Raw genomic sequence first — 25,146 nt, 5'->3', positions numbered from 1 at the left:
CTGCGCCGTGCCGTGCGCGTTTGCTCCGGATAGCCTCTTTTTTCCCGCCCCAACTTTCCCACCCATTATGTCTTTATTGTTCACTGACTTTGCCAGCTGGCAGGCCCATTGTGAGGCCACCGGGCAGCCGCTCTACCAGCCCGTGCTGGAATACGAAATCGAGCAGAAGGGGCGGGCCGAAGCCGATATCTGGCCCGGGCTGCAGCGGGCCTACGACGTGATGCGCGACGCGGTGAAAACGGGCCTGACCGAGGACATGACTTCCCGCTCGGGCATGGTGAACAACGGCGCCAAGAAAATTGCTGCCTCCCCTGTTACGGTCCTGTCGCCCGAGTTCAAGCAGCTTATTACCCGGGCGCTGGGTGCCAAGGAAGTAAACTCCTGCATGGGCCGGGTGGTAGCTGCGCCTACGGCCGGCGCTTCGGGTATTTTGCCCGGTGTGCTGGTTACCATCCAGGATTTACACCGTCTCGAGGACCGCGCGATTCTGGAAGGCTTGCTGGTAGCGGCGGGCATTGCCCTGATTATCGAGCAGAATGCTTCCCTGGCCGGCGCTGTGGGCGGCTGCCAGGCCGAAACGGGCAGCGCCGCGGCCATGGGCTCGGGCGCCATTGTGTACTGCCTGGGCGGCACCATCGACCAGGTATTTGCCGCCGTGGCCATTACCATTCAGTGCATGCTGGGCCTGGTCTGCGACCCGGTGGCGGGCTTGGTAGAAGTGCCCTGCGTGGTCCGCAATGCCTCGGCGGCGGCTATTGCCTTCTCCTCGGCCCAAATTGCCATTGCCGGCGTCGACCCCGTTATTCCGGTGGACCAGTGCGTAGCGGCCCTGGGCGAAGTGGGCCAGAGCATGGAAACCCGCTACAAGGAAACGGCTCTGGGGGGCCTGGCCAACACCCCACGAGGCCGTGAAATTGAGAAAATGGTGCTGGTGCAGGACGTAAATATTCTGCCCGACGAAGACTTGCACTAAACCCTCGGCGAAACGTCTGAAAGTAAAAAGCCCCACCGTTTGCTGGTGAGGCTTTTTGGGCTGTAGTCTGGCGCCTAAGTAGGTGCATTGGGGCACTCCGTAAGGGCATGCCCCAGTGCCTAGGTATTGCTGCCCAGGCTTTTCATCTCGGGAGCCATCGTAAGCCGGCCCAGGAACTGCACGGCGGACGTGTAGCTGGTACGCAGCTCCTTATAGTGCTGCCAGGCCTTTTCCCGGTCGTCTATCAGTGGCACCTTCGCTTCGCGCAACTGGGCGTAGGTAGCATAAAAATCCTGTCGGGTTGGGTCCTCGATGGGGTCTTCCTCGGCAATGGCCGTTACCGGCTCCGCTTCGGCGTGGTCGTGGAAGTAGCGCGACACCCGATTGATGGCCACGCAGCCCGCCTTAAAGCACAGTTCCATATCCGCGTCGCGCTTCTGGTCGACTGTGCTGATAATGACCGCCGCCGCTTCCAGAATCAGGTCGGCCGCCGTCACCCAGGAACGGCCCGGCTGGGGCGAGCGGAAAAAGGAGAGAATGGGCAAGGACGTGTGCGTCTCCTCGATTTCGACAAACCATTCTTCCCAGATTTTCCACTGCGGGCCGTCGTCCGATAGTTGCCCACTGCGGTTGAGCCACATAATCAGCTCGGTGGCGGTGCGCTTGCTGCCACAGCGTAATTCCAAGCGGGCCACCACTAGCTCGCGCCGGGTAAAGGCCTGGTACATGGTGGGCAGGTAGGAAATCAGCAGGGTGATGAGCAGCAGGCCAAACGTAGCTTCGGAGTAGGTTACGATGCTGATCGGTACCGTAGAGGCTTCCACGGAGCCCAGGGTGAGCAGGGAAGACGAACTCAGTAGGTAGCTTTTGGTGAAGCTGCCTTCGCCCAAAGCCCAGTACAGGCCCGTGTAGGCAAACGAGAGGATGAGCAGCCAAATAACCGGCAGCATGACCAAGGACACCGGGGCGTACAAGGCCATTACCCGGTCCCGTTTCGCGTAGGTTGGGTAACGCGACGCCAGAAGGCTGAATAGGTAGCGCAGGGCCATAAACACCCAGTTGTTGATCAGCACCGACTCGTTGCGGGGCAGCACAAACGAGCGAATAGCGGATAAGACAACCGTAACAATCAGGAAGGCGCCGCCCAGGAAAGCGGCAGCGCGCAATAGCAAATCGAGCATAGGAAATACGCAACCGCGTGGCACCGTGCCCGCTATGACTTTCTACTGCGAAAGACCGGAATGGTTGGGCCTCACTGGCTATTGTTGAGCTAATCCCGGCTTGCCGCTAGCCCCCCGTTGCTTGCTTGCGCGCCTTCCAGAGTTGCTTGAAGGATTTGGGCGCAATCTGCACAGCCTCGCGGCGCTTGCTCCAGCCGGTTTGGCCCAGCAAGCGGCTCAGCACCCAGTTTTTGCCGCTGGCCGGGGCCATATCCCAGAGCCAGCGGTGCTTCATGCCGTGCAGCCACAGCGTAATAGCCCGTTGCTCTTCTTTATCGGTATACCCGGCCTGCACGCTCTGCTGGCGGTTTTTGAGCAGGATGTTGTGAATGTTGATTTTCACCGGGCATACCGACGAGCAGGCCCCGCACAACGACGAGGCGTAGCTCAGGTGCTTATTTTCCTGCAAGCCCGACAGGTGGGGCGTAATCACCGAGCCAATGGGGCCGGAGTAGGTGGCCTCGTAGGTATGGCCGCCAATGTTCTTATACACCGGGCACACGTTGAGGCAGGCCCCGCAACGGATGCAGTGCAGGGCCTCGCGCTTGTCGGGCTGGGCCAGCAGGTTGGTGCGGCCATTGTCGAGCAGCACCACGTACATTTCCTCGGGTCCGTCTTTTTCCAGGGGCTGACGGGGGCCGGTATAAATCGTGTTGTAGACCGTGACCTGCTGGCCCGTGCCGCTGGTGCTGAGCAGGGGCCAGAATAAGTTCAGGTCGTGGACGCTGGGAATCACCTTTTCGATACCCACAATGGCAATGTGGGTTTTGGGGAAGGTGGCCGAGAGGCGGGCGTTGCCCTCGTTTTCGGTGACGGCAATACCGCCGATGTCGGCCAGCAGAAAGTTGCCGCCCGTTACGCCCACCTCGGCCGAGGTATACTTGCTGCGCAGCAGGTGACGGGCCGTGAGCACCAGCTTCTGGGCGTCGTCGGTGGGCTCGATCTTGAGGTGCTTGACGAAGATGTCGGCAATGTCCTTCTTGGAGAGGTGCATGGCCGGCGTCACGATGTGGTAGGGCCTTTCGCCGTTGAGCTGCACGATAAACTCGCCCAGGTCGGTTTCCACCGAGTCGATGCCGTTTTTGCCCAGATACTTGTTGAGGTGAATTTCCTCGGTGGTCATGCTCTTGGCCTTCACTACGGTGCGGGCCCGCTTGCGCTGCATGATCTTGCCGATTTCCAGCAGGGCCTCGTCCGCATTCTGGGCCCAGATAACCTTGCCGCCGCGCTTGGTGAAGTTTTTCTCGAACTCCAGCAGGTAGTGGTCCAGGTTGTTGATGGCCGTGGCCTTGAGGTAGGAAGCCCGCTCCCGCGCCAGCTCGTGGTCCTGGTACCAGCCCAGGCCGGTTTGCACAGCGGCGTTATACTTGCCGATGTTGAAGCGAATCTTACGCCGGTGCTCCAGGTCGAAGGCTTTGTGCTCGGAATCGGTCAGGAATTGGGCAACTTTGGTCATAGCAGTAGGTCGTAGGAAAGCGCGGGGTGTAAACAAATATAACGCGTAGCCGCTGCGGATGCTTGCTTTCCTTGCCCAACTATTCAGCGAGGGGCAGCGTTGCGGCTGAGTTAGGGCTTGGCGGTATTCAAGGCGGGGCGGTTTTCGCGGTTGACCAGTTCCCAAGCCGTAAAGAACACCAGCTTAGTGCGTTCCGTCAGCTTGCCAAACTCAATCTTGTCCACGTCGTCGGTGGCTTTGTGGTAATCGGCGTGCAGGCCGCTGGTGTAGAAAATAATTGGAATGCCGTGGCGGGCGAAGTTGTAGTGGTCGGAGCGGTAGTAGAGCTGCTCGGGGTCTTTGGGGTCGTTGTAGTGGTAGTCGAGGCGCAGGTGGGCGTGCTCGGCATTGGCCGTTTCGCTGAGCTGGTGCAGTTCGGTACTCAGCCGGTCGGCCCCAATCAGGTACAGGTAGTTGGGCTTGCCCAGGTGGGCTTTGTCGGTGCGGCCTATCATGTCCACGTTCAGGTCGGCAATGGTGCTGCGGAGCGGAAATACGGGGTGACCGGTGTAGTACTCCGAACCCAGCAGGCCTTTTTCCTCGCCCGAGTTAAGCAGAAACAGAATGCTGCGCCGCGGCCCTTGCCCGGCGGCTTTGGCGGCTGTAAACGCCCGGGCCAGTGCCAGCACCGCCACGGTACCCGAGCCGTCGTCGTCGGCACCGTTGTAAATGGTGTCGTGCTGCACGCCTACGTGGTCGTAGTGGGCCGAAATGACCAGCACTTCGTCTTTCTTATCGGTGCCCTCCAGGAAGCCCAGCACGTTGGACGAGGTCAGGTCCTGCCGTTTTTCGGGCATCTCGACCGTGAAGGCTACCGGCTGCAGCCGGGCCGGGGGCCGTTTTAGCCGGTAGCTTTCCGTGTCGTAGCGCCACAGAGCCTGCACGGTGGTGCCCAGCAGAGCCGCCCCCAGCGGGCCGTTGGTAATGAGCGTAGTAATATAGGCCGGCGGGGTTTGCACCAGCAGCTCTGGCTCATCGGGTTGCAGCACGGGTGTGGTAAGCGAGTAAGCCGGCTCCGTCAGATCAATCGGTACGGACTCGGCCAGCTTCCGAAAGTCCTTGGGCGTAGCGTAGGAGACGACCGTCAGGCTGCGGGCGCCTTTGGTGCGGGCCAGGGCGGCCTTGCGAAACGGGGAGCTCCACTCACTTTCCTGCTTGGTCCCCGAAAGCAGGTAGCGTCCCAGGCCGTTATTCGGTTCCCCTTGCAACACGACTACGTCGCGGCCCCGCACGTCGGGTTGCCCGGCGTAGTCGTTGTAGGCCTCGGTTTCGATACCGTAGCCCATGAATACCGGGTCGGCTGGAGCCGTGGGCTGGGCCACGAAAGACGGGCCGAAGCTCACAAAGTCGCGCCCACTCACGAAGGTAGTAGCTCCCACACGCAGCTTGCCCGGAGCCGTGGGTAAGCTGCTGTACAAGCCAAATGGCTGCTGATACGGGCTGCTGCCCGCCACTGGCCCGCGCAGGCCCAGCTTTTCAAACTGCTGGGTAAGGTAGGCCGCGGCTTTCACCTGCCCGGGCTTGCCGGTTTCGCGGCCCTCGTAGGCGTCGGAGGCCAGTTCCGTAAGGTGCAGGCGAATTTCGATGGGCGAAATGGTGGCGGCAAATACCGTAGCTGGGCTGTTGGGGGGTGAAACAGGTGCTTGCTGGGCTGCTACCGGCAGAGCCAGGCCCGTGGCCAGCAGGCTGAAGAGTAAAGATTTGTGCACGCGGAAGCTGATACGGAGGGTAGTAAAAAGATCTGAGCGTAGCCCGGACCAGCACCGCCTACTTGCGGCCGGGGTCCGAACTACGCTCAGAATCAATAATTAAACCGGAAAGCTTAGGGCTTGTTGGAGTCCACTACGATGCGGTTGTCGCGGTTGGCCAGGGTCCAGGCCGTGAAAAACACGAGGCGGGCCCGCTTTTCCATCTTCGGAAACTCGATTTTGTCGACCTCGTCGCCGGCGCCGTGGTAGTCGTCGTGCACGCCGTTGAAGTAAAACGCCACCGGAATCTTGTGCTTGGCGAAGTTATAGTGGTCGGAGCGGTAGTAGAAGCGGTTGGGGTCCTCGGGGTCGTTGAAGCGGTAGTCCAGGTCAATCTGGGTGTACTTCTTGTTGGCTTCCTCGTTGATGGCGTGCAGCTCCGAAGACAGCTTGTCGGAGCCGATAACGTAGACGTAGTCGCCCTTGCCTTCGTGGTCCTTGTCGGTGCGGCCTACCATGTCAATGTTGAGGTCGGCAATGGTGCGCTCCAGCGGGAAAATGGGGTGGTCGGTGTAGTACTCCGAGCCCAGCAGGCCTTTTTCCTCGCCCGTTACGGTCATAAACAGCATGCTGCGGCGCGGGCCGTGGCCTTCGGCCTTGGCTTTGGTAAAGGCCTGGGCCATTTCCAGTACCGATACCGTACCCGACCCGTCGTCGTCGGCCCCGTTATGGACCTGCCCGTTAATTACGCCGATGTGGTCGTAGTGGGCTGATACCACCAGGATTTCATCTTTCTTGTCGGTGCCTTCCAGGAAGCCCAGCACGTTTTCGGTCGTGAACTGCTCTTTCTTCTTGGGGGCCTTGATGGTGATTTTGGCGGGCTTAAACATGCCGCTCACGGGCTTGCCGGCCTTGTTTACCGCGGCCTGGTACTTGGCTATGGTAGCCGAAGTCGTGCCCAGCATCTTGTAGCCCACCGCCGGCGACACGAAAAAAGACGACCGGGGTGTTTCCTTGCTGTCGAGGAAAGTAATGGAAGGGCGGCTGATATAGGGCGCCATCCGGGCGGAGGCCTTGGCAAAGTCGCTGCCGGGCGTCACGTCCACGAAAAACACGGTGCGGGCACCTTTCTCAGCGGCTTTAATAGACTTGGCCCGGAAATCCATGCCCCACTTGCTGCCCTGGCCGTCTTTGCCCAGCAGGGGCTTGCCGGCGGCATTCAGCGGCTCGCCAATCAGGATAATCAGGTCTTTGCCTTTCACATCGAGGCCGGCGTAGTCGGAGTAGCCTTCCTGCTCGATGCCGTAGCCGGCAAACACGGGCTGAACGGTCGTTTCCGTTTGGAACGGGGAGCTGCCGTAGGCGTAGAAATCCTTCAGCCAGGCATAGCTCTGCCCGCCCACTTTCAGCGTGCCCCCGTCGGCCCAGGTAGAGCGCTCCATGGTGAAGTGCTGCAGGTAGGGGTTGTCGGAGTTGGGCACCGGCCCGGTCAGGCCCAGGTCCTTGAAGCGCTGGGAAATGTACTCGGCGGCCATTTTCTGGCCTTTCTCGCCGGTTTCCCGGCCTTCGTAGGCATCCGAGGCCAGCACGGTCAGGTGCTCACGCAGGTCGGCCTGGGTAATGGAGGCCCCGTACACGTTGGCCCAGTCGGCCTCTTCGGGGGGGAGCTTCACGGGGGGCGTCACTTCGGCCGCGGCCGCTTCGGTCTTGCCGCGCTTGTGCTTGACTTTTACTTTCTCCGGCGCTTGTTGCGCTACCGCTGCCGTGGTACAGCACGCTGCCAGCAGCAGGGTGTAAAGAGAGTTTTTCTTCATTGGAAGGAAAGGGAGTGGAGGTGTAACGTAGTGAAGATGGACCAATCCGGGGGCGGCTTGTTTCCCAACTTCACAATTTCACCGCTAGGGTTGCACGATCAGGACGCTGGCGTAGGCGGCTACGCCTTCGCGCCGGCCCACGAAGCCCAGCTTTTCGGTGGTAGTGGCCTTAATGGAGATGTCTTCGCCGGGAATGCCCATTACCTCGGCCAGCACCCGCTGCATTTCGGCAATATGCGGATTCACCTTGGGGGCTTCCAGGCAGATGGTCGAGTCGATGTTGCTGATGGAGTAGCCCCGCTCCCGCAGCAGGCGCATCACTTCGGCCAGCAGCCGCTTGCTGTCGATGCCTTTGTACTGCGGGTCGGTGTCGGGGAAATGGTAGCCAATGTCGCGCAGGTTGGCCGCGCCCAGCAGGGCGTCGCAGATAACGTGGATGAGCACGTCGGCGTCGGAGTGACCCAGGGCGCCGTGGGTGTGCGGAATCTGAATGCCGCCGAGCCAGAAAGGCAGGCCTTCCTGTAGCTGATGCACGTCGTAGCCGAAGCCGGTGCGGATTTTCATACGGTAGGAGAGAAGTAGAGCCAGGGAAATGTGGCCCCCAAGGTACAACGCCGGCTGCGGATTGAAAGCAGCCGAAAAAAGTCAAGTCCAGCTAGGAAGCGGGCGGGCGGGGATATTTTAAAAATATAGGCGGACTTCTATAAAGTATCGGGCCGACTCATTCGTCAGCCCGAAGGGAACTGAAAGCCAGAGAAAGTTGATAGCAAAAAAAGAATGGAAACTTTGGACTCAATAAAAGTTTCCGTTGTACCTTTGCATCGTGAGTATGGAAATCAAGGACCGGATCTTAGTTGCTGCTGTTGAGTTGTTCATGCGTAACGGCATTCGCAGCGTATCAATGGACGACATTGCTACTCAGCTGGCTATGTCGAAAAAAACGCTCTATAAATGGTTTGAAAACAAAGACCAGATCGTGCACGGCGTGATGCAGAAGTATCTGCTGTCGGAGGAGGTGGAATGCGAAAACGTGTTTGCTACCGGCTCCAACGCCATGGAGGAGATGTACAACCTGATGCAGTGGCACAAGAAAACCCTGAGCAACGTGCATCCCAGCATCTTCTTTGACCTGCAAAAATACCATCCCCAGGCCTGGGCGTTGTTCGATGAGCACAAGAACACCTTCATTCTGAGCAAAATCAAAGAGAACCTGCATAGGGGTATTCGCGAAGGTGTGTATCGGTCGGATATCGACGTGGAAGTTATTGCCCGCATTCGGCTGGCAGAAATAGAAATCATCTTCGACCCCAAAATCTTTCCGAGCAAGGAATTCGACCTGCAGCGCATTCACACGGCCTGCGTGGAGCATTACCTGGCCGGTATTTCTTCTCTGAAAGGTCATAAGCTTATCAATGAGTACCGGAGCGTTACCGAACCGGAAGCCTAACCTAGAACTACTGCTCTGCCCCATTCCCTTTCCGCTTATCGTTTTTCGCTTTTTATGAAAAATACGCTTCGCTTTCTGGTCCTGCTGGCTGCCCTGGCTTTCATCGGAATCCAGCAGCTTTTAGCCCAAACTCCTTCCACGGGCCAGCCCGTGGCCACCAACACGCCCACGCAGTTTTCGCTGCAGCAGGCCATCGACTACGCGTTAAAGAACAAGTCGACCCTGCAGGCCACGCGCATCAACGAGCAGATTGCCGTAGCCCGCGTAGGCGAGATTCGCTCGGCTGGTCTGCCCCAAGTCAACGTATCGGCGGCCATTACCGACAACCTTAAGCTGCAGAAGTCCCTGGTTGACTTTGGTGCTTTTGCCGGTGGGCCGGGCACCCTGAACGGCACGACCCTGACCCAGGAGCAACTGGCCCGGGTGCAGCGCGGCGAAACCGTGACCCTGTCTCCGGCCTACACGCCCCTGCCGGCTACCGGCCCCCAGCCGCTGGCCTTCGGCCTGCAGTACGCCGGCAACGCTGCCGCTTCGGCTTCCCAGATGCTGTTCAACGGCTCTTACCTGCTGGGTCTGAAGGCCGCCAAAGTCTACGAGCAGCTGTCGGTGAAGCAAACCCAGCAAAGCGAAATCGACGTGGTGGAGCAGGTCTCGAAAGCCTACTACAGCACGCTGGTGGCCCGCGAGCGGCTGGAGCTGCTCTCGCGCAACGTGCAGCGCCTCGATACTTTGTTGTACCAGACTACCCAGACCTACAAGGAAGGATTTGTCGAAAAGCTGGATGTCGACCGGCTGCAGGTACAGGTGAATAACCTGAAGATTGAGCAGCAGAACGCCGCCCGCCTCATTGACCTAAGCGTGGCCCTGCTCAAGTTCCAGATGGGCCTCGACCAGCGCCAGCCCGTGGAGCTCACCGACCGCCTCGATGAAGCAGTAGTCGAAGCCGAGCGCGGCAGCCTGATCAACCTCTCGGACGCCTTCAACTACGGTAACCGTATTGAGTACTCGGTACTCGAAACCCAGCGCGACCTGGCCGTGCTCGACATTCGCAACCGCCGCTCGGGCTACCTGCCCACGCTCAACCTGGTAGCGGCCTACGGTTTCACCGGTTCTGATAGCCGCTTCGGGGGCCTGATGGAGTTCCGCGGCCCCAATTCCCGGAGTGAGGCGGGTTTTATTAACCAAAACTGGTTTGGTTTCGGCAACGTGGGCCTGCAACTCAATATCCCGGTGTTCGACGGCTTCCGCAAGAAGTACAGCATCGAGCAGGGCAAGCTGGCGTTGGAGCAGGTAAACAAAGGTTTTACTACCCTGCAGCAGAGCATCGACTTGCAGCGTGCCCAAACCACCACGACCCTGCAGAACACGCTGTCCGTGCTCGGCAACCAGAAAGCCAACCTGGAGCTGGCTACCAACGTGGCCCGCGTCGCCAAAATCAAGTTTCAGGAGGGCGTCGGTTCCAACCTGGAAGTCATTACGGCCGAAACCGACCTGCGTCAGGCCCAGACCAACTACTACTCGGCTCTCTACGACGCGCTGGTGGCTAAAGTCGACTACGGCAAGGCCGCCGGCACCCTGGGTCGCCGCTAATTGTTTGTGCCCATGTACTCCTCTCTTAAGAAACTTCCTTCCTTTTCGGGTAGCCTGCGTGGCGGGCTCTCCAATAGCTTTACTACTATGAAATACACTACTTCTGCGGCGGTTCTGGCAATGGCTTTTCTAGCTTCCTGCGGGGGCAAGCAAGACCCGGCTGCTGAACTGGCTAAGCTGAAACAAGAACAGGCCGACAACCAGGCCAAAATTGCGGAGCTGGAATCGAAGGTAGGAAGTGCCGGCGGGGCCGCTGGTGCCGCGGCCCCAGTGCTGACTACACCCGTAAGCGTGATGAACGTGCAGCCCGAAAGCTTCAAAAGCTACCTGGAAGTGCAGGGCCGGGCTGATTTCGACGAAAATGCCAACGTGTCGCCCCGCGTACCGGGCGTGCTGACCAGCATCCGGGTGCAGCGCGGCGACCGGGTGAGCAAAGGCCAGGTACTGGCTACCCAGGACGCGGCCGTGCTCGAATCGGGCATTGCCGAGCTGCGCACCCGCCTGGAGCTGGCTAAAGTGGTGTACGAAAAGCAGGACCGGCTCTGGAAACAGCAGATCGGCACCGAAATCCAGTACCTGCAGGCCAAGAACAACTACGAAGCCCTGCAGCGCAGCCTGGCTACCCAACAGCGGCAGCGGGCCCAGTACAACGTCATTGCCCCCTTCAGTGGCATCGTGGACGATGTGCCGGCCAAAGTAGGGGAAAACGGTGGCCCCGGCGTGCCGGTGGTGCGCCTGCTGAGCGGCGGCGGCGGCAAAATCATTGCCGACGTGTCGGAAGCCTACGCCAGTCAGATCAAAGTCGGCGACCAGGCCCTGATTAGCATTGCCGACCTGGGAGGCCAGGAAGTGCCCGCCACGGTGCGCGTGGTAAGCCGCACGATTAACCCCGCCAGCCGCACCTTCTCGGTTGAATTCCGGTTGAATAAGGCCGTGCCCGAACTGCGCCCCAACATGGTAGCCACCGTGCGCATCCAGAACTACACCCGCACTAACGCCGTGGTAATCCCGGTAGACCTGGTGCAGAAGGATGAGCAAAACAGCTACGTATTCGTCGTCGAGCAGAAAGGCGGCCAGAAAATAGCCGGTAAGCGCATTATCAAGACCGGTGCTACCTATAACGGTAAAGTAGAAGTGACCCAGGGCCTCGCGGCCAACGACCAGGTGATTTCCGCCGGGTATCAGAATCTCAATGAAGGACAGGTAGTAACCCTGTAAGGCGAGGGAGCGGGCCGGCCGCCCACTCCTCGCTTTTAGCATTATTCGCCCACACTTAACTGCCCATACGCCATGCAGGACGTGGAAAAAGAGTTCGGACCAACCAGTTGGTCTATTAATAATAAGACCAGTATTTACATCATCACGCTGCTGCTGTGCGTGGCGGGGATTTTTGCCTACATCAAGCTGGGCAAGGAGAAATTCCCCGACATCGTGATTCCGCGCATCATCGTGGCCACCATTTACCCCGGCACCTCGCCGGCCGACATCGAGAACCTGGTGACGCGCCAGCTCGAAAAGGAAATCAAGAGCGTCAACGGGGTGAAGAAAATCAACTCCACCTCCAACCAGGACTATTGCATCGTGGACGTGGAGTTTAACTCCGGTGTGGACGTGCAGTATGCCAAGCAGCTGATTAAAGACGCCGTGGACAAGGCCAGCTCCGAGCTGCCCAACGACCTGCCCACGCCGCCCACCGTGCAGGAAGTAAACCTGTCGGAGCTGCCGATTATGAACGTCAACCTGGCTGGCAACCTGCCCGCCGCCCAGCTCAAAAAGCTGGCCGACGACTTCCAGGACAAGATTGAGGCCCTGCCCGAAATCACCCGCGTGGACATCATCGGGGCCCTGGAGCAGCAGGTCAACGTGGACGTGGACCTGTATAAGCTGCGCGCCGCCCGTCTGGGCTTCGCCGACATTCAGGGCGCCATTGCCCGCGAAAATATCACCGTGTCGGGGGGCTCTATCGACGTAGGAGCCCAGAAGCGCGCCGTGCGCGTGGCTGGTCAGTACGTGCGGGCTGCCGACATTGCCGATATTCAGATCAAGAACCTGAGCGGCTCGGCCGTGCGCCTCGGCGACATTGCCAACGTGGAAGACGCCTTCAAGGACCGGGAATCGTTTGCCCGCCTCGACGGTAAAAACGCCATTACTCTGAACGTGGTAAAGCGCCAGGGGGAAAACCTGATTGACGCCTCCGACAAGATTAAGGCAATCGTGGAGGACGCTAAGCTGACCCTGCCCAAGGAGCTGAAAATCACCATCACCGGCGACACCTCCAACGACACCCGCGTCACGCTGCACGACCTGATTAACACCATCATCATCGGCTTCCTGCTGGTAACGCTGATTCTGATGTTTTTCATGGGTACCACCAACGCTCTGTTCGTGGGCTTGTCGGTGCCGATTTCGATGTTCCTGGCGTTCCTGCTCATTCCCGTGTTCGACTTCTCGCTGAACATGATTGTGCTCTTCGCCTTCCTGCTGGCCCTGGGTATTGTGGTCGACGACGCCATTGTGGTGATTGAAAACACCCACCGCCTGCTGCACGAGCACCCCGAGCTGACCACGGCCCAGGCCGCTAAGTACGCCGCCGGGGAAGTATTCGTGCCGGTACTGGCCGGTACCCTGACCACCGTGGCGCCCTTCGTGCCGCTGCTGTTCTGGCCGGGCATCGTGGGTAGCTTCATGTTCTACCTCCCCGTGACGCTCATCATCACCCTGATGTCGTCATTGGTCGTGGCCTTCATCATGAACCCGGTGTTTGCCGTCTCGTTCATGGAGCGCGAAGACCACCACGCCGAACACAGCAAGCCTAAGGTGACCCGCAACTTGTTGATCTGGACAGCCGCGCTGGTTGGTCTGGGCGTGTTATTCAACTTAATCGGTATTAACGGGCATGCTGAAGTAAATGCTGCCATAGCACCGGGCGCGTCCGTTGGGGTTGAAGCAGAGTCACCAGGCTTCTTTAGGGAGCACGGCCACTTCATTGGCAACGTGCTGCTCTTCGTGGCAGCCTTCATTTGGCTGAACATGTTCGTCTTCAACAAGGGTATTGCTTGGTTCCAGACCAAAGCATTGCCCCGCTTCATGGACGGCTATGCCAACTTGGTGCGCTGGTCCATCAGCCATCCAGCCCTGGTAATGATTGGAGTAGTCGTACTATTCATGGCCTCGTTCGTGGCCGTGGGCATCCGCCAGCCGAAGGTGGACTTCTTTCCCAAGGGTGACCCTAAGTTTATATATACCTACCTTAAAATGCCGGTGGGCACGCGGGTAGAAGTAACTGATTCGATTGCCAAAATCCTCGAAAAGCGCATCTATGGTGTGATTGGCAACAACAACCCCGACGTAGAATCGGTGATTACCAACGTAGCCATCGGGGCCGCCGACCCCGGCGAAGCCTCGGCCGCCGGTACTTCGCAGTCGAACCTGGCCAAGGTAGGTGTGGCTTTCAAGGAGCTCAGCGAGCGAACGGGCCCGGCAACCAGCATGTACATGGACAAAATCCGGGAGGTCGTGAAAGGTATTCCCGGCGCCGAAATCTCGGTTGACCAGGAGTCCAGCGGCCCGCCAACGGGTAAGCCCATTGCTATTGAGGTTATTGGCGAGGATTACCCAAAACTGGCGGCCCTCTCGAAAGATGTTATTACCTACATCAACTCGAAAAACATCGGTGGCATCGAGCAGCTGCGCTCTAACCTGGAAGACCGCAACCCCGAAATTGCGGTGAACATCGACCGGACCCGGGCCAACCGGGAAGGCATCAGCACCGCTCAAATCGGGGTCGAGGTTCGGACAGCCATCTACGGCTCGGAGGCCAGCAAATTCAAAACGGCTGACGACGATTACCCGATTCAGGTGCGCTACGCCAAGCCTTACCGCGAAGACGTGGATGCCATCATGAACTCGCCGCTGACCTTCCGCGACGCGACGGGCCAGATGCGCCAGGTGCCAATTTCGTCAGTAGCCGATGTAAAGTACAGCACGACCTACGGCGGCATCAAGCGCAAAGACGTGAAGCGGGTAATCACCATTTCCTCAAACGTGCTCAACGGCTTCACCGGGCCCGACGTGGCTCGGAAAGTAGAAACGGCTCTGAAGGCCTATCCTCTACCAGCGGGGTACACCATCAAGATGGGCGGCGCCGAGGAAGACCAGAAAGAAACCAGCGACTTCCTGCCCCTAGCCGGGCTGGGTGCCCTGGCTCTCATCTTCCTGATCCTGGTGGTACAGTTCAACTCGTTTAGCAAGCCAGTCATCATCTTGTCGGAAGTGTTGTTCTCCATTGCCGGCGTATTCTGGGGCCTGGCCATCACGGGCATGAACATCAGTATTGTAATGACCGGGGTGGGGATTATTGCCCTGGCGGGTATCGTGGTGAAAAACGGTATTCTGCTGGTTGAATTCACCGATATGCTTCGCTCCCAGGGCATGCCGCTGCGCGAAGCCATTATCCTGGCTGGCCGCACCCGTCTGAATCCGGTAATCCTGACGGCTACGGCCGCCACGCTGGGCCTGATTCCGCTGGCCATTGGTCTGAACATTGACTTCTATGAGTTGTTCAACTCCTTTGAGCCCCACTTCTTCATCGGTGGCGAGTCCGTTACGTTCTGGGGGCCGCTGGCCTGGACCATCATTTTCGGCCTGGTGTTTGCCACCGGAATTACGCTTCTGGTTGTGCCGGTAATGTACCTGATTAGCGAAAGGCTGCGGGAAAAAATAACCGGCCGCTCGGCAGACCACTTTGCAACTGATTCGACTAAAACTGACTCCCCTGTTCGGAGAGAGGTGTTGGCCGAAGCGTAATTCACTTTTCCCGGCCCCCTTATCTTTTGGTTCAACGTCGTTTTTTATGCGTTCTTCAACGACTTCCGCCCCCAAATCCATTCAGCAGCAAGTGCTGCGCATTATCAGCAAACGGAAAGCCATCAAACCAACTCGTTTGCGCGTGAGCAGCAACCTGAGCGGGGAGCTGGGTTTCGACACGGTAGATGTAGTCGATATTATCCTCGAAATCGAGCGTAACTTCCACATTACCATTCCCGATGAAGTACCGTTGAGCACCGTCGGCGACTTTGTAACTTACGTTGCCACGCACACGCCCAGCCACGATTGGGCCGCCTAGCAAGCCTAAGTGCAGGAAATAAAAAAGGCTCCCAACCAGCGGTTGGGAGCCTTTTTTATAGTTTATACAATCGGGCTATCGAACGTTGCCACCCGTGTCGAGGGCCCCGTCGTTGCCATTGCGGCTGCTGTCGCCGCGGTTGGCAATATCATCGGCATGCGGCTTTACATCGGTTTTAGGAGCCGGGTCGGTAGGGCCGGTTAGGCTGGGGTTGGGGTTGCTGCTGTCGGGGGAAGAAATCCCCGAATCGGTGTCGGATACGCGGCTATTGGTAGGCTGGCCCAAATCGACTTTACCGGCCCGCTTCGTCGACTCCGTACTTTCCGTACCCATGAGCGAGGCATCCGAGGTCTGATGTACGGAGTGCTCGGGCTTAGGGCCCGAGTTGGCCGTAGTACCATCGGTAGTCTGCAATGAGGTAGCAGGGCCGGGACGTACATCCGTTGGTTCGCTTACCACAATCGGGCGAGTACGCTCCCACTCCTTGAACTTGTCCATTTCCCCGGTCAGGGTGCTGGTAAACCAGGCTACCAAAGCTACGTCGTCGAGCAGGCCCAGCACCGGAATAAAGTCTGGAATCAGGTCGATGGGGCTCAGAAAGTAGATAACCACGGCTACAGCGGCCACTATGGTTGGGGTCGGTACCCCGGTATATTCGCCCGAAACCGACGTTTTGATGAGGCGAAATAGCACTTGCAGGCTTTCCCATGCTTCCTGTGCAATGGTGCCCACATCGTTCTTCGCACTAGCTTTCTGGTACGCGTCGTTCAAGAGCTGCTTGATACGGGTAGGCCGCTTGATATACTCTTCGGCTTTGCCGACGAACTTTTTGAAAAGGGGAGAGCCGGCTATATCGGCTCCTTTGGGATTGTTCTTATCCATGGGAGAGGGGGTTGAGAATCGGGTCGAAACTACGAAATGACAGCCTGAACATAGCGGAAATCAGTTTCTATGACCTAATACTGTTGCGGCGAGAAATGGTTATCCCGGCCGGATGCGGTGGGCCGGAAACGACAAAAGCCCCGTTCGGAGGAACGAGGCTTTTGCTAGAAAACGGTCGGCGGCCGATTAGTTGGTTTCTACGCGGCCAGCGGCGTAAAAGTTGCGGTGATAATAGGCCTGATTCAACGAGCTGATCATGACGCCACCGTTGGTAGCCGAGTGGGCAAACTTGCCGTCCTGCAGGTAGATACCAACGTGGTAGATGGGCTGGCCCGGGCCGCGGCGGAAGAACACCAGGTCACCGCTCTGCATTTCGTCCTTGCCCACGCGCTTTACCTTCTCAAACATAGAGCGGGAACTGCGCTGTAGGGTAATGCCGTATACTTCTTTGAATACCCGGGTCACGAAGCCCGAGCAGTCGGTGCCCGATTTGGAGTTGCTGCCGTAGCGGTAAGGGGTACCAATCCAGTCGGCTACGGTGCGGAGCAGGTTCTGGTCTTCGTTATAATCCAGCTTGAGGCCCAGGGCCTGGGAGTAGTAGCCTAAGGCAATAGAATCGCGGGAAGAGGCTACGGGGCGGTTTTCGTCGCCATTGTCGCCCAGAAAGTCGGGCAGAAGAGAGGCGGTGGCGGCGAGGGGCGCACGGCCAGCGCTATGGGAAGATTCGGGAGCGTATTCGAAGAAAAAAGAGAGGGCCAGCGAGGCAGCGGCGAGGCAATACAGGATACTGTTTTTCATTGTCCGTCGTAGGGTGGCAAAATCTCCGTTTCCGAGGTAGCAGGGAAGCCGAAGTACTTTGGTTTTTCGTGAGGTTTGGGATCCTTAAACCACCGAAAAGAGAATCGATTGAAGAGGTAAAGAGCGGGAAAAGCAGACGGTTTCTGTCAGTCCCGTTTGATAAAGCTAAGCCATTAAATTTTAAACGTCCTAGTTTTTACCCTTAAATCGCCAAAAGTTCTTTATAAAGTATAATATAATGTTGAAATAATAGTTGAGCTTAGAGCAACTCCGCGTGATTATTAGGCGTATACTCCGCCCTGAATTTCGTTTGAAATGGAAGAGCCCCGCATTATTGAAAATTCGCCTCTGGCCCGCGTCGCTCGGGCCAAGCTGAAGGCCAACAGCGTGGCCATGGTGCTGGGCAACAGTATTCACCTGAGTGGGGCCACCCGGGAGCAATTCTTAAGTGACCCTTACTGGGTTGCGCACGAGATGGAACACATCCGCCAATTTCAGCAGTATGGCCGCGTGGGGTTCCTGTGGCGGTATCTGCTCGGCTGGGTACGCCACGGCTATTATAATATTCCTTTCGAAGTGCAGGCCCGGGAAGCTGGAGAGCGAGACGCGGTTCTGTACGCCGCTGGTCGGCCGCTGCCTGGGCCGGATGAGCGGCACCCGACGCCGAAAGTGAAATCATAAGCACGTAACAAAGAAATTCCCCCGCCGCCCCGCCGTTTCACTGGCTTAGAGAAACGGCGGGGCGGCGGGGGAATTCCTTATTCAATGGGTAGGAGCTAAGCCTATCCGAGGCTACTCTTTTACAGAGCGGCCAGACGGCCGCCGTCGACGGCCAGGGTAGAGCCGTTGATAAAATTAGCTTCGGGCGAGGCCAGGAAGCAGATAGCGGCGGCCAGCTCATCGGGGGTGCCTACCTGCCCCGTAATTTTCTCCTTACCACTCTTCACGTTCGGGTTGCTCCAGAGCATGGGCGTATCCACGGCCCCGGGTGCCACGGCGTTGACGCGGGCCTGGGTATGCGGTATTTCCAGGCTTAGGCCGCGCACAAAGGCTTCGATGGCTCCTTTGCTGGCCGCGTAGGGCACCACGTTGGGCGTGGTCTGGTGGGCGTGTACCGAGCTGATAACAACAATACTTCCGCCCTGCATGTGGGGCAGGCACAGCTGGCAGAGCCGGAAGAAAGCCCGCACGTTCACCGCCATCAGCGTGTCCCACTGTTTAGGATCAAGCTTCAAGATGGGCTCAAAGGTCATCATGGCCGCGTCGTTGATGAGCACGTCGATGCGCTGCCAGGTAGCTAAAGTGCGCTCTACGGCCCGGCGCAGCTGCGCGTCCTTGCCCACGTCGGCCCGGATGAAGATGGCCTCACCCTGCTCAGCCTTGATGTCGCGCACAGCTTCCCGGCCTTCTTCCGCATTGCGCCCCACCACCACTACTTTGCCTCCTTCGCGGGCTAGCTGCATGGCCGTCGCCCGGCCAATACCGGAGGTACCCCCTGTTACAAAACACACCTTATCCTGAAAACGCTTTTCCATTGATGTTGCTATTAACTGCAAATGGGTTCCCTCTTTGGGCCCTTTCCACAACGTGGAAAGCCGACTAGGCATTTTTCCCGGCTTGTTGAGCATACCCGCCGCTTTCGAGCCGGTAAATGGGTCTTGTAGCTACATGACTTTTAAGAACTAAAGAGGGTGTTCATAAGTTGTACGGTACTGGTTGGTAAGCCGAAAAGTTGTGGTGCAACTAGGAATAAAAAGAGGTTTTTTATGAAACCTCTGAGTCGTGCTTTACGAATAGAGACTCACTTAGCTTGACTGCTAAGCCAATTGTTTGCCGTACTAACCCACGTATTTGCCATGGAAAACAAGCAGAATCAACCCACCTCGGGTGCCAACGCTACCGGTACCAGCAAAACTTCCAACTCGTCTTCCCAACAGTCGAACAGCGCTTCTGCCCAGGGTGCTTCCGACCCTCAACATACCACTGCTTCCACCTCATCAGCTGGCAGCTCGCCCAATTCCCGCACTGCTACTTCCGAGTCGGGTTCAAGCCGCACAAGCGCCAGCATGACGGACCAGTCGCAAAGCCAAAGCCAGGATCAGAAGCGCGGTAGCCAGGATAACCAGCAAGGGCTGCAGTCGTGGATGAACATTTCGTCCTGGCTGGATGGCAGCAAGGAAATTCCGCAGTCGGTGAAGGACTTTGGCACCAAAGCTCTGGACCAGGTGAATAAGCTCAGCACCACTCAGAAAGTAGTAGGCGGCGCTCTACTGCTGGGCGGTATCGGCTGGCTGTCGATGCGCTCGGGCGGTAAGTCGACCCACCGCGGTAGCTACCGGTCAAAGTCTGAGAATGACTATAGCTCGGGTAAGAGCTACGGCTCGGGCGGCTACAACGCTGATGAACGCGGCTATACCGGCAACAGCGCCGGCAGCAACAGCAGCTACTCGGGTAATAACTACGCATCGGGCAGCTCGTATGGCTCGGGTAGCCGTTCAGGCCGCTATAACTCTTCGCCCTCGGGCTCTTCCGACTACCGTTCTTCGTCTTCCTCGTCGAGCAATGACAATAGCAGCTCGGGCTACCGCAGTGGCAGCGCCAACACCAGCGCTTCCTCGAGTCTAGGCGACGACGACTACAGCGGCAACCTGTAAGCCATAAGCAATGCCCTCGGAAAAGGCTGGAAGCAAATGCTTCCAGCCTTTTTTTATTTCAGCAGAATCAGCCTAGCGAGATGACCTTCTGCGGGGCCTCTCTGCCCGTCTGGATTCGACAGAGGACAATGACAGTGACAGATAGTCGGGCTACAGATTTCCTCTAGAAATGGGGAGTTACTTGTCAGCTCTCGCAGCCTATTTCGGGAGGTATCCTAGCTCATGCTGTTCGTTGTCCGTCTGCTTCTGGCCATTAGCATAATTGCAGAGCCTCTATTCGTGTGCACGGCCCAGCGTAGAGTGGCCACCGAAACAGATACACTGCACCAATTTGAATCACCAATTTTGATAGCGCCGCCAGTGGTGAAGTCCTGGTACCAAGGCAACTTGGTGCGGGCTAGTGTGGTGCCTATGCTGCTTATTGGGTGCGGGGTGGCGGCCGTCGGCAGCCACAGCGCGGTAGGCAATTACACCATACGCCAGATGATTGCGCATACTTTGCCTGGCTTCCGCACTCACGCGGATGATTACTTGCAGTATGCTCCTTACTTGGAGTTAGGCGCCACAGCTTTGCTTGGAATACAGTCGCGCAATGACCGGATCAATACTCTGCTGGTTATTACTAAATCGGAATTATTGATGTGTGCCGGTGTGACGACCGTCAAGTACACCACCCGTATCTGGCGTCCTGATGGCTCAGCACAAAACTCTTTTCCTTCCGGGCACACTGCCCAGGCTTTTCTGGCAGCTAGTATCGTTCACGCCGAATTGCGCCACAAAAGCCAGTGGTATGGGGTAGGAGCCTACGCCGTAGCCGCGAGTGTGGGCACCCTGCGCATGCTGAACAACAAGCACTGGGAATCGGATGTGCTGGCCGGAGCCGGTTTCGGTATTCTGTCGGCTCATCTGGCTTACCTTAGCCACCGCAGCCGTTGGGGGCACCGGCCGGGGCTACTCGCCGGTCTGCATGCGTCCCCTACCTGGCAACCCGGTGGGGGGGTGGGCATGGGACTTAGCTGGCGGGCAAATTGATTCTTGCAGGACTGATGCCAAAGCCAGTGGCAACTTTGCAGTATATCTTCATACAGCCTTTTGTGCGGCAGGTAGAAGGCAGAATTATTATAGGTTATTTCATATATAATATACTGATAAACAATATTGCGCCCGATTCATATTGGTAATGTATCTTCCGGATTATTTACCCGGAGCTAAACACAAGGGCGCCTCTGGCCGCTGCTGTATAGTTCATTTTCTTATTCAGTAGTGCATTTCATAAAAGGCAGGTATCTACTGTTTCTGGTGGTTTTGCTGCTGCAAAGTCAGCTGAGTGAAGCGCAACACTGGTATTGGGATGCTGACTACGACTCCTTGCGGACAGTTCTGAGTGGGCAACAAGCTGATGCAGTCCGCTTGCGCACCATTGTTCATATCCTGGATGTGATTGAGCTGACTGAGCCCAAGCGTCGCCTACAAGCCTTGCCATTACTGGAAGAATTGTTACAAGTAAATAGCCGAGTTAAATCACTGGATGATACTCCTTACCGCTTGCTTGAAACAGGACTAAAGCGTTGGGGGTTACAGACCAAAGATATTCGCTCGTTGGAAGCCATAAAACAGGCTGTTGAGAGCTTCGATAAAGTTGGACATCCAATTCCTCGGCTGCTCATTGACATGGCCCCGCTCTATAATCAGCTCGAACAACCTAAGGCTCGTTACCAGTATTTTCAGAAAAAGCTGGTTTACTATCGGCTACAGGGCGCGGCAGAAAATGTGGCTGCCTGTTACCTCGTCTTAGGAGGATCTTATCGCCATATGGGTGATTATAATCAGGCTATCAATCATTACCTGAAGGCGGCTGACTTATTCAAAAATTTTGATTGGATGCTGTATACCAATGAGTTGATGGTGGCTGGTTCCACATATGCTGATTGGGGAAACGTAGATAGAGCCCTGTATTATTTGCGGCAAGCACAAGATTTAGAAACTAAACATGCCGTTGGTGGACTTAGGAAATTTTATACTCTGGCAGCTCTTTCTCGATTGCATTTACAAAAAGACCATTATACTGTTGCTCAACAGTACGCCGACTTAGCTTTAAAAGCTGCTTGGCAGGATACAGTAAATGGTAGGTTGTATGTGGCTTACGGCTGCGTTGATAACGCTAACATACTTCTAAAAACAGGTCAGCTAACAGCTGCACTACCCCTGTTGCAACGGGCCCAGTATCTTGCTGATTCCATGCAGTTGATGATAAGTGGTCGGCCGGGTGAATTGCAACTTGATGCAGCTTGGGCGCAATACTATGCCTCAACCCACCAGTATAATAACGCAGAACAATATTGGCTAACGGCTTACCAAAAGGCGACAAAGGCCCACCTTAATGGATTGAGAACAAAGTATCTGGCGCAAATTATCCGGCACTATAGCTTGCGTAAACAGTCGGCACGAGTGCAGCAGTACACACAGCTATATCTAGCCCTGGCCGATTCCATGAGTGCCGCCCAGGGCGCTTACCACGTAGCTCAGTACGAAGGTGAACGGCTCGAGCAGGCTCAAAGCGCCCAGATTGCCAATCTGCGGCAAGTACAGGCCGTGCAGGCCGTGCATCTGCGCAAACGAAACCAATTGCTGGGTGGGGCAGGGCTGACACTCGTAATCCTCTCGGGACTAGGTGGGCTTCTGTATTGGCAGCTCCGGCGCAATAAGCGCACCTTACAACAGCTGCGGCAAACCCAAAACCAACTGGTTGCTTCTGAGAAATGGGCCTTCGTCGGGGAACTGTCGGCCGGTATTGCGCATGAACTGCAGAACCCGCTGAGTTTCATGAAGAAGTTTGCCGAGGTAAGCACAGCCATGATAGACAGCATGCCGCAGCAAACCACTACGGATGGAAATTTGGAGCAGAAAATCCTGGCCGGGCTCAAGCAGAATCTGCAGGAGATAAGCCAGCATGGCGTGCGGGCCTCCTCCATCATCAAGGATATGCTGGAGCACTCCCGGGCCGGTACCGGGCAGCGCGAGTTAAGTCAGCTAAATGAATTGGTCCAGGAATATCTGCGCTTGGCGTACCAAGCCTTATTGGGAACCGAAAAAACGTTGGCAGTGCAGATTGATACAGATCTTGACCCAACCCTACTACCCGTTCAGATTGTGCCCCAGGATATGGGCCGAGTGTTGCTAAACCTGTTCACCAACGCTCTATACGCCGTTCAACAGCGCCAGCAGCTCGAAGCGGAGGGCTATATTCCTACCGTGCGCGTCAGCACCCGGCAGTTGCCCGAGCAGGTGGAAATTCGGGTGACTGACAATGGCGTTGGCATGGCCGAAAGTGTGCGCACCAAGATTTTCGAGCCCTTTTTTACGACCAAACCGGCTGGGCAAGGCACTGGTTTGGGGCTTTCCCTAAGCATCGACATTGTGAAAGCGCACAGCGGCACACTGCGGGTCGAGTCGCAGCTGGGGCAGGGCACCGAATGCATTATCAGCCTACCCCGGGGCTAGTACGCGAAAAAGCCCGCAAGATGCCGGAGCAACCTTGCGGGCTTTTTCTGTGGAGCCTCTTATTGGACTCGAACCAACGACCTGCTCATTACGAATGAGCTGCTCTACCAACTGAGCTAAAGAGGCATTTCCCGAAGCCGCCTTTTGCGGGTTGGGGAGGCAAAGATAGGCAGCTGGCCGAACAAGGCGCAAGCCTTCCGCGGAATTTTTGTGGCGAATTCCTAAAATTTCGTCTTAACCCTTGCTTCTGGTTTGGCGTTGGTGGGTATGGCGGGCCACGGTTGTGGCCTGCGATATTGCTTGCTTGCCTATGAAACGCAAAAAATCAGGTGGTTTGCTCCAAGCACTGGGTAGTGGCCTAGCGGGAGCTTTGGTCTTGACGGCCATTCACGAAACGGCCCGCCGCATTTCGCCCGATGCCCCCCGGATGGATGTGCTGGGCATGCGTGGTCTGCGCAAGCTGCTCGGCAAAGCCCGGGCTCCGCAGCCCGACCCGGCTACCTTGTTTAACCTAACCATGGCGGGGGATATTCTATCCAACGGGCTGTATTATAGCCTAGTGGGCCGGGGCAAAAAAGCCTGGGCCCGGGGCAGTATCCTAGGGTTGGCCGCTGGTGCCGGCGGCGTGCTGCTACCCGGTCCAATGGGTCTGGGGGAAGCGCCCAGCAACCGTACCCGCCAAACCCAGGTGATGACCGTAGCCTGGTATCTGCTGGGGGGCTTGGCGGCGGCCGGCACTTCCCGGTTGTGGAGCCGGGTCAGAAAACAAGCAAAGCCGTAAGCTTCGCTGGCAGAGTGCTGGCTCAGCAAGAGAACAATGGCTCCACCGGAAAAACCGTAGGAGCCGGATTTCCTCGCTTTCCAGCATCTTTGTAGCCTGATGAAAGAACTCCGCAAACTTCTGGTTCGGGCCCTGGGCTTCGAACGTTATATCCGGCTGGTGAGTCGCGTGTATCTGCGACTAGTGGGCGCGGGCTGGGGCAAGGAGAAGTATCCGGAGCTGTTTTTTCTGCAGCACCTCATCAAGCCCGGCTTTGTGTGCCTCGATATTGGCGCCAATCTGGGGTATTATTCCGTGGCTCTCTCGCGGCTGGCGGGTCCTGGCGGGCAGGTGTTGGCCGTAGAGCCGATTCCGCTGTTTCAGGAAATCTGGCGCGACAATGTGCGTCTCAGCGGGTGCGACAACGTAACCCTGCTGCCCTACGCGTTGGGGGGCGAAAACATGACAGTGCGCATGGGGACGCCTGAGCGCAATGGGCTGCTGCACCACGGGATGACCAAAGTAGCCGCCAGCAATACGGCCGAAACCTACGCCCGTACCTACGAAGTGCCGATGCGGGTTCCGGACGAGCTGCTGGCCGACTTACCGCGCCTGGACTTTGTGAAGTGCGACGTAGAAGGGTTTGAATCGGAGGTGTTTCGTAATATGCAAGCCACCCTGCGCCGCTTCCGGCCCCTAATCCAAACCGAACTCAACGGCTTGGAAAACCGGCAGACAGTAGTGACCTTACTGGCCGAAATCGGCTATAAACCATTTGTGCTGTCCGAGCGTTTGGAGCTTGTACCATGCTCGGCCGAGCAGCTTCGCAGCGCCGTTACCGCCGATTTTTATTTTCAACCTACCCTTCCTGCTTCCCCCTCGGTTTCCTGATGGTTAAGTTCCTGCTCATTCTGCTTATCATTTCTTTCGTCGTGCGGTTTTTGCTGCCGATAGTTCTCCGCTTGCTGGTCGGCAAATTCGTGCAGAAACAGGCGCGGCGTTACGGCCAGCAGTTCGGGGGGGGAGTGCCCTTCGAAGGAGCATTCGGTACCCCGCCCCCGCCTCGCAACCCCGCCCCGAGCGGAGGCAACGTGCGCGTCGACTTCGTGCCGCCTAAGGCGCAGAAGAGCAAGCCCGAGAATTTTCAGGGCGGCGAGTACGTTGATTTTGAAGAAGTGAAATAGACTGCTTTACTCCTA

General features: G+C 57.3%; 21 protein-coding genes and 1 tRNA gene. 13 read left to right on the top strand and 9 right to left on the bottom strand.

What is annotated here, in order from left to right; all coding sequences use genetic code 11:
* The first annotated feature begins 67 nt into the window (after positions 1–67).
* Positions 68–973 (top strand): L-serine ammonia-lyase, iron-sulfur-dependent, subunit alpha, encoded by a 906-nt coding sequence (gene sdaAA / locus E5K02_RS16065; RefSeq protein WP_135396231.1) that lies wholly within the window; start codon positions 68–70, stop codon positions 971–973.
* Positions 974–1,092: 119 nt separating this feature from the next.
* Here the strand turns inward: sdaAA and E5K02_RS16060 are convergent, their stop codons facing one another.
* From E5K02_RS16060 to ispF, 5 genes are all read right to left on the bottom strand, one after another.
* Entirely contained in the window at positions 1,093–2,154 is a 1,062-nt protein-coding gene (locus E5K02_RS16060; RefSeq protein ID WP_135396230.1) for a hypothetical protein, read from the bottom strand.
* 106 nt (positions 2,155–2,260) lie between these two features.
* Positions 2,261–3,649 (bottom strand): LutB/LldF family L-lactate oxidation iron-sulfur protein, encoded by a 1,389-nt coding sequence (locus E5K02_RS16055; RefSeq protein WP_135396229.1) that lies wholly within the window; start codon positions 3,647–3,649, stop codon positions 2,261–2,263.
* Positions 3,650–3,759: 110 nt separating this feature from the next.
* Positions 3,760–5,397, bottom strand: a complete 1,638-nt coding sequence (locus E5K02_RS16050) for a M28 family peptidase (RefSeq protein WP_206025975.1) — start codon at positions 5,395–5,397, stop codon at positions 3,760–3,762.
* A 113-nt stretch (positions 5,398–5,510) separates the two neighbouring features.
* Positions 5,511–7,190, bottom strand: a complete 1,680-nt coding sequence (locus tag E5K02_RS16045; RefSeq protein ID WP_135396228.1) for a M28 family peptidase — start codon at positions 7,188–7,190, stop codon at positions 5,511–5,513.
* An 84-nt stretch (positions 7,191–7,274) separates the two neighbouring features.
* Entirely contained in the window at positions 7,275–7,754 is a 480-nt protein-coding gene (gene ispF / locus E5K02_RS16040) for a 2-C-methyl-D-erythritol 2,4-cyclodiphosphate synthase (RefSeq protein ID WP_135396227.1), read from the bottom strand.
* Between the two features lie 265 nt (positions 7,755–8,019).
* On the opposite strand from ispF, the gene E5K02_RS16035 reads away from it, so the two are divergent.
* The 5 genes from E5K02_RS16035 (at position 8,020) to E5K02_RS16015 (ending at position 15,352) form a co-directional block, all read left to right on the top strand.
* Positions 8,020–8,637, top strand: a complete 618-nt coding sequence (locus E5K02_RS16035) for a TetR/AcrR family transcriptional regulator (RefSeq protein WP_135396226.1) — start codon at positions 8,020–8,022, stop codon at positions 8,635–8,637.
* Positions 8,638–8,691: 54 nt separating this feature from the next.
* Positions 8,692–10,227 (top strand): TolC family protein, encoded by a 1,536-nt coding sequence (locus E5K02_RS16030; RefSeq protein ID WP_135396225.1) that lies wholly within the window; start codon positions 8,692–8,694, stop codon positions 10,225–10,227.
* 87 nt (positions 10,228–10,314) lie between these two features.
* Positions 10,315–11,445 carry an efflux RND transporter periplasmic adaptor subunit gene (locus tag E5K02_RS16025; protein ID WP_135396224.1) on the top strand — a complete coding sequence of 377 codons (1,131 nt, stop codon included), beginning with the start codon at positions 10,315–10,317 and terminating at the stop codon, positions 11,443–11,445.
* A 72-nt stretch (positions 11,446–11,517) separates the two neighbouring features.
* Complete coding sequence (locus tag E5K02_RS16020) at positions 11,518–15,033, top strand: efflux RND transporter permease subunit (RefSeq protein WP_135396223.1); 3,516 nt, start codon at positions 11,518–11,520, stop codon at positions 15,031–15,033.
* Positions 15,034–15,079: 46 nt separating this feature from the next.
* Positions 15,080–15,352: an acyl carrier protein gene (locus E5K02_RS16015; RefSeq protein WP_135396222.1), complete on the top strand. Its 273-nt coding sequence runs from the start codon at positions 15,080–15,082 to the stop codon at positions 15,350–15,352.
* Positions 15,353–15,427: 75 nt separating this feature from the next.
* On the opposite strand, the gene E5K02_RS26260 is transcribed toward E5K02_RS16015, so the two are convergent.
* Both E5K02_RS26260 and E5K02_RS16005 read right to left on the bottom strand, forming a co-directional pair.
* Complete coding sequence (locus E5K02_RS26260; protein WP_394346424.1) at positions 15,428–16,234, bottom strand: YkvA family protein; 807 nt, start codon at positions 16,232–16,234, stop codon at positions 15,428–15,430.
* Positions 16,235–16,420: 186 nt separating this feature from the next.
* Positions 16,421–17,032, bottom strand: a complete 612-nt coding sequence (locus tag E5K02_RS16005) for a C40 family peptidase (protein WP_135396221.1) — start codon at positions 17,030–17,032, stop codon at positions 16,421–16,423.
* A gap of 315 nt (positions 17,033–17,347) precedes the next feature.
* On the opposite strand from E5K02_RS16005, the gene E5K02_RS16000 reads away from it, so the two are divergent.
* Complete coding sequence (locus tag E5K02_RS16000) at positions 17,348–17,713, top strand: hypothetical protein (protein WP_135396220.1); 366 nt, start codon at positions 17,348–17,350, stop codon at positions 17,711–17,713.
* A gap of 119 nt (positions 17,714–17,832) precedes the next feature.
* On the opposite strand, the gene E5K02_RS15995 is transcribed toward E5K02_RS16000, so the two are convergent.
* On the bottom strand, positions 17,833–18,567 hold the full coding sequence (locus E5K02_RS15995; RefSeq protein WP_135396219.1) for an SDR family NAD(P)-dependent oxidoreductase: 735 nt from the start codon (positions 18,565–18,567) through the stop codon (positions 17,833–17,835).
* 321 nt (positions 18,568–18,888) lie between these two features.
* Here E5K02_RS15995 and E5K02_RS15990 point away from each other — a divergent pair, with 321 nt between their 5' ends.
* The 3 genes from E5K02_RS15990 to E5K02_RS15980 all read left to right on the top strand — a co-directional run bounded on the left by E5K02_RS15990 (position 18,889) and on the right by E5K02_RS15980 (position 23,187).
* Positions 18,889–19,686, top strand: coding sequence for a hypothetical protein (locus E5K02_RS15990; protein ID WP_135396218.1), 798 nt, complete (start codon positions 18,889–18,891; stop codon positions 19,684–19,686).
* Positions 19,687–20,049: 363 nt separating this feature from the next.
* Entirely contained in the window at positions 20,050–20,718 is a 669-nt protein-coding gene (locus E5K02_RS15985) for a phosphatase PAP2 family protein (protein ID WP_167856441.1), read from the top strand.
* Between the two features lie 231 nt (positions 20,719–20,949).
* Positions 20,950–23,187, top strand: a complete 2,238-nt coding sequence (locus E5K02_RS15980; RefSeq protein WP_135396216.1) for a tetratricopeptide repeat-containing sensor histidine kinase — start codon at positions 20,950–20,952, stop codon at positions 23,185–23,187.
* A gap of 50 nt (positions 23,188–23,237) precedes the next feature.
* Here E5K02_RS15980 and E5K02_RS15975 read toward each other — a convergent pair.
* Positions 23,238–23,313: transfer RNA gene (locus tag E5K02_RS15975), tRNA-Thr, on the bottom strand.
* A gap of 184 nt (positions 23,314–23,497) precedes the next feature.
* Here E5K02_RS15975 and E5K02_RS15970 point away from each other — a divergent pair.
* From E5K02_RS15970 to E5K02_RS15960, 3 genes are all read left to right on the top strand, one after another.
* Complete coding sequence (locus tag E5K02_RS15970; RefSeq protein WP_135396215.1) at positions 23,498–23,968, top strand: hypothetical protein; 471 nt, start codon at positions 23,498–23,500, stop codon at positions 23,966–23,968.
* Between the two features lie 99 nt (positions 23,969–24,067).
* The gene (locus E5K02_RS15965) at positions 24,068–24,838 is read left to right on the top strand and encodes an FkbM family methyltransferase (RefSeq protein WP_135396214.1); all 771 of its coding nucleotides are present in this window, start codon (positions 24,068–24,070) and stop codon (positions 24,836–24,838) included.
* Positions 24,838–25,131: a DUF4834 family protein gene (locus E5K02_RS15960; RefSeq protein ID WP_167856440.1), complete on the top strand. Its 294-nt coding sequence runs from the start codon at positions 24,838–24,840 to the stop codon at positions 25,129–25,131. Before E5K02_RS15965 ends, E5K02_RS15960 begins: the two co-directional genes overlap by 1 nt.
* Positions 25,132–25,146 lie beyond the last annotated feature (15 nt).

It is taken from the genome of Hymenobacter metallicola, from assembly GCF_004745645.1.
In the GTDB taxonomy this organism is placed as follows: domain Bacteria; phylum Bacteroidota; class Bacteroidia; order Cytophagales; family Hymenobacteraceae; genus Hymenobacter; species Hymenobacter metallicola.
The sequence above is the reverse complement of the archived record's forward strand: the minus strand, read 5'-3'. Positions and strand labels throughout refer to the sequence as shown.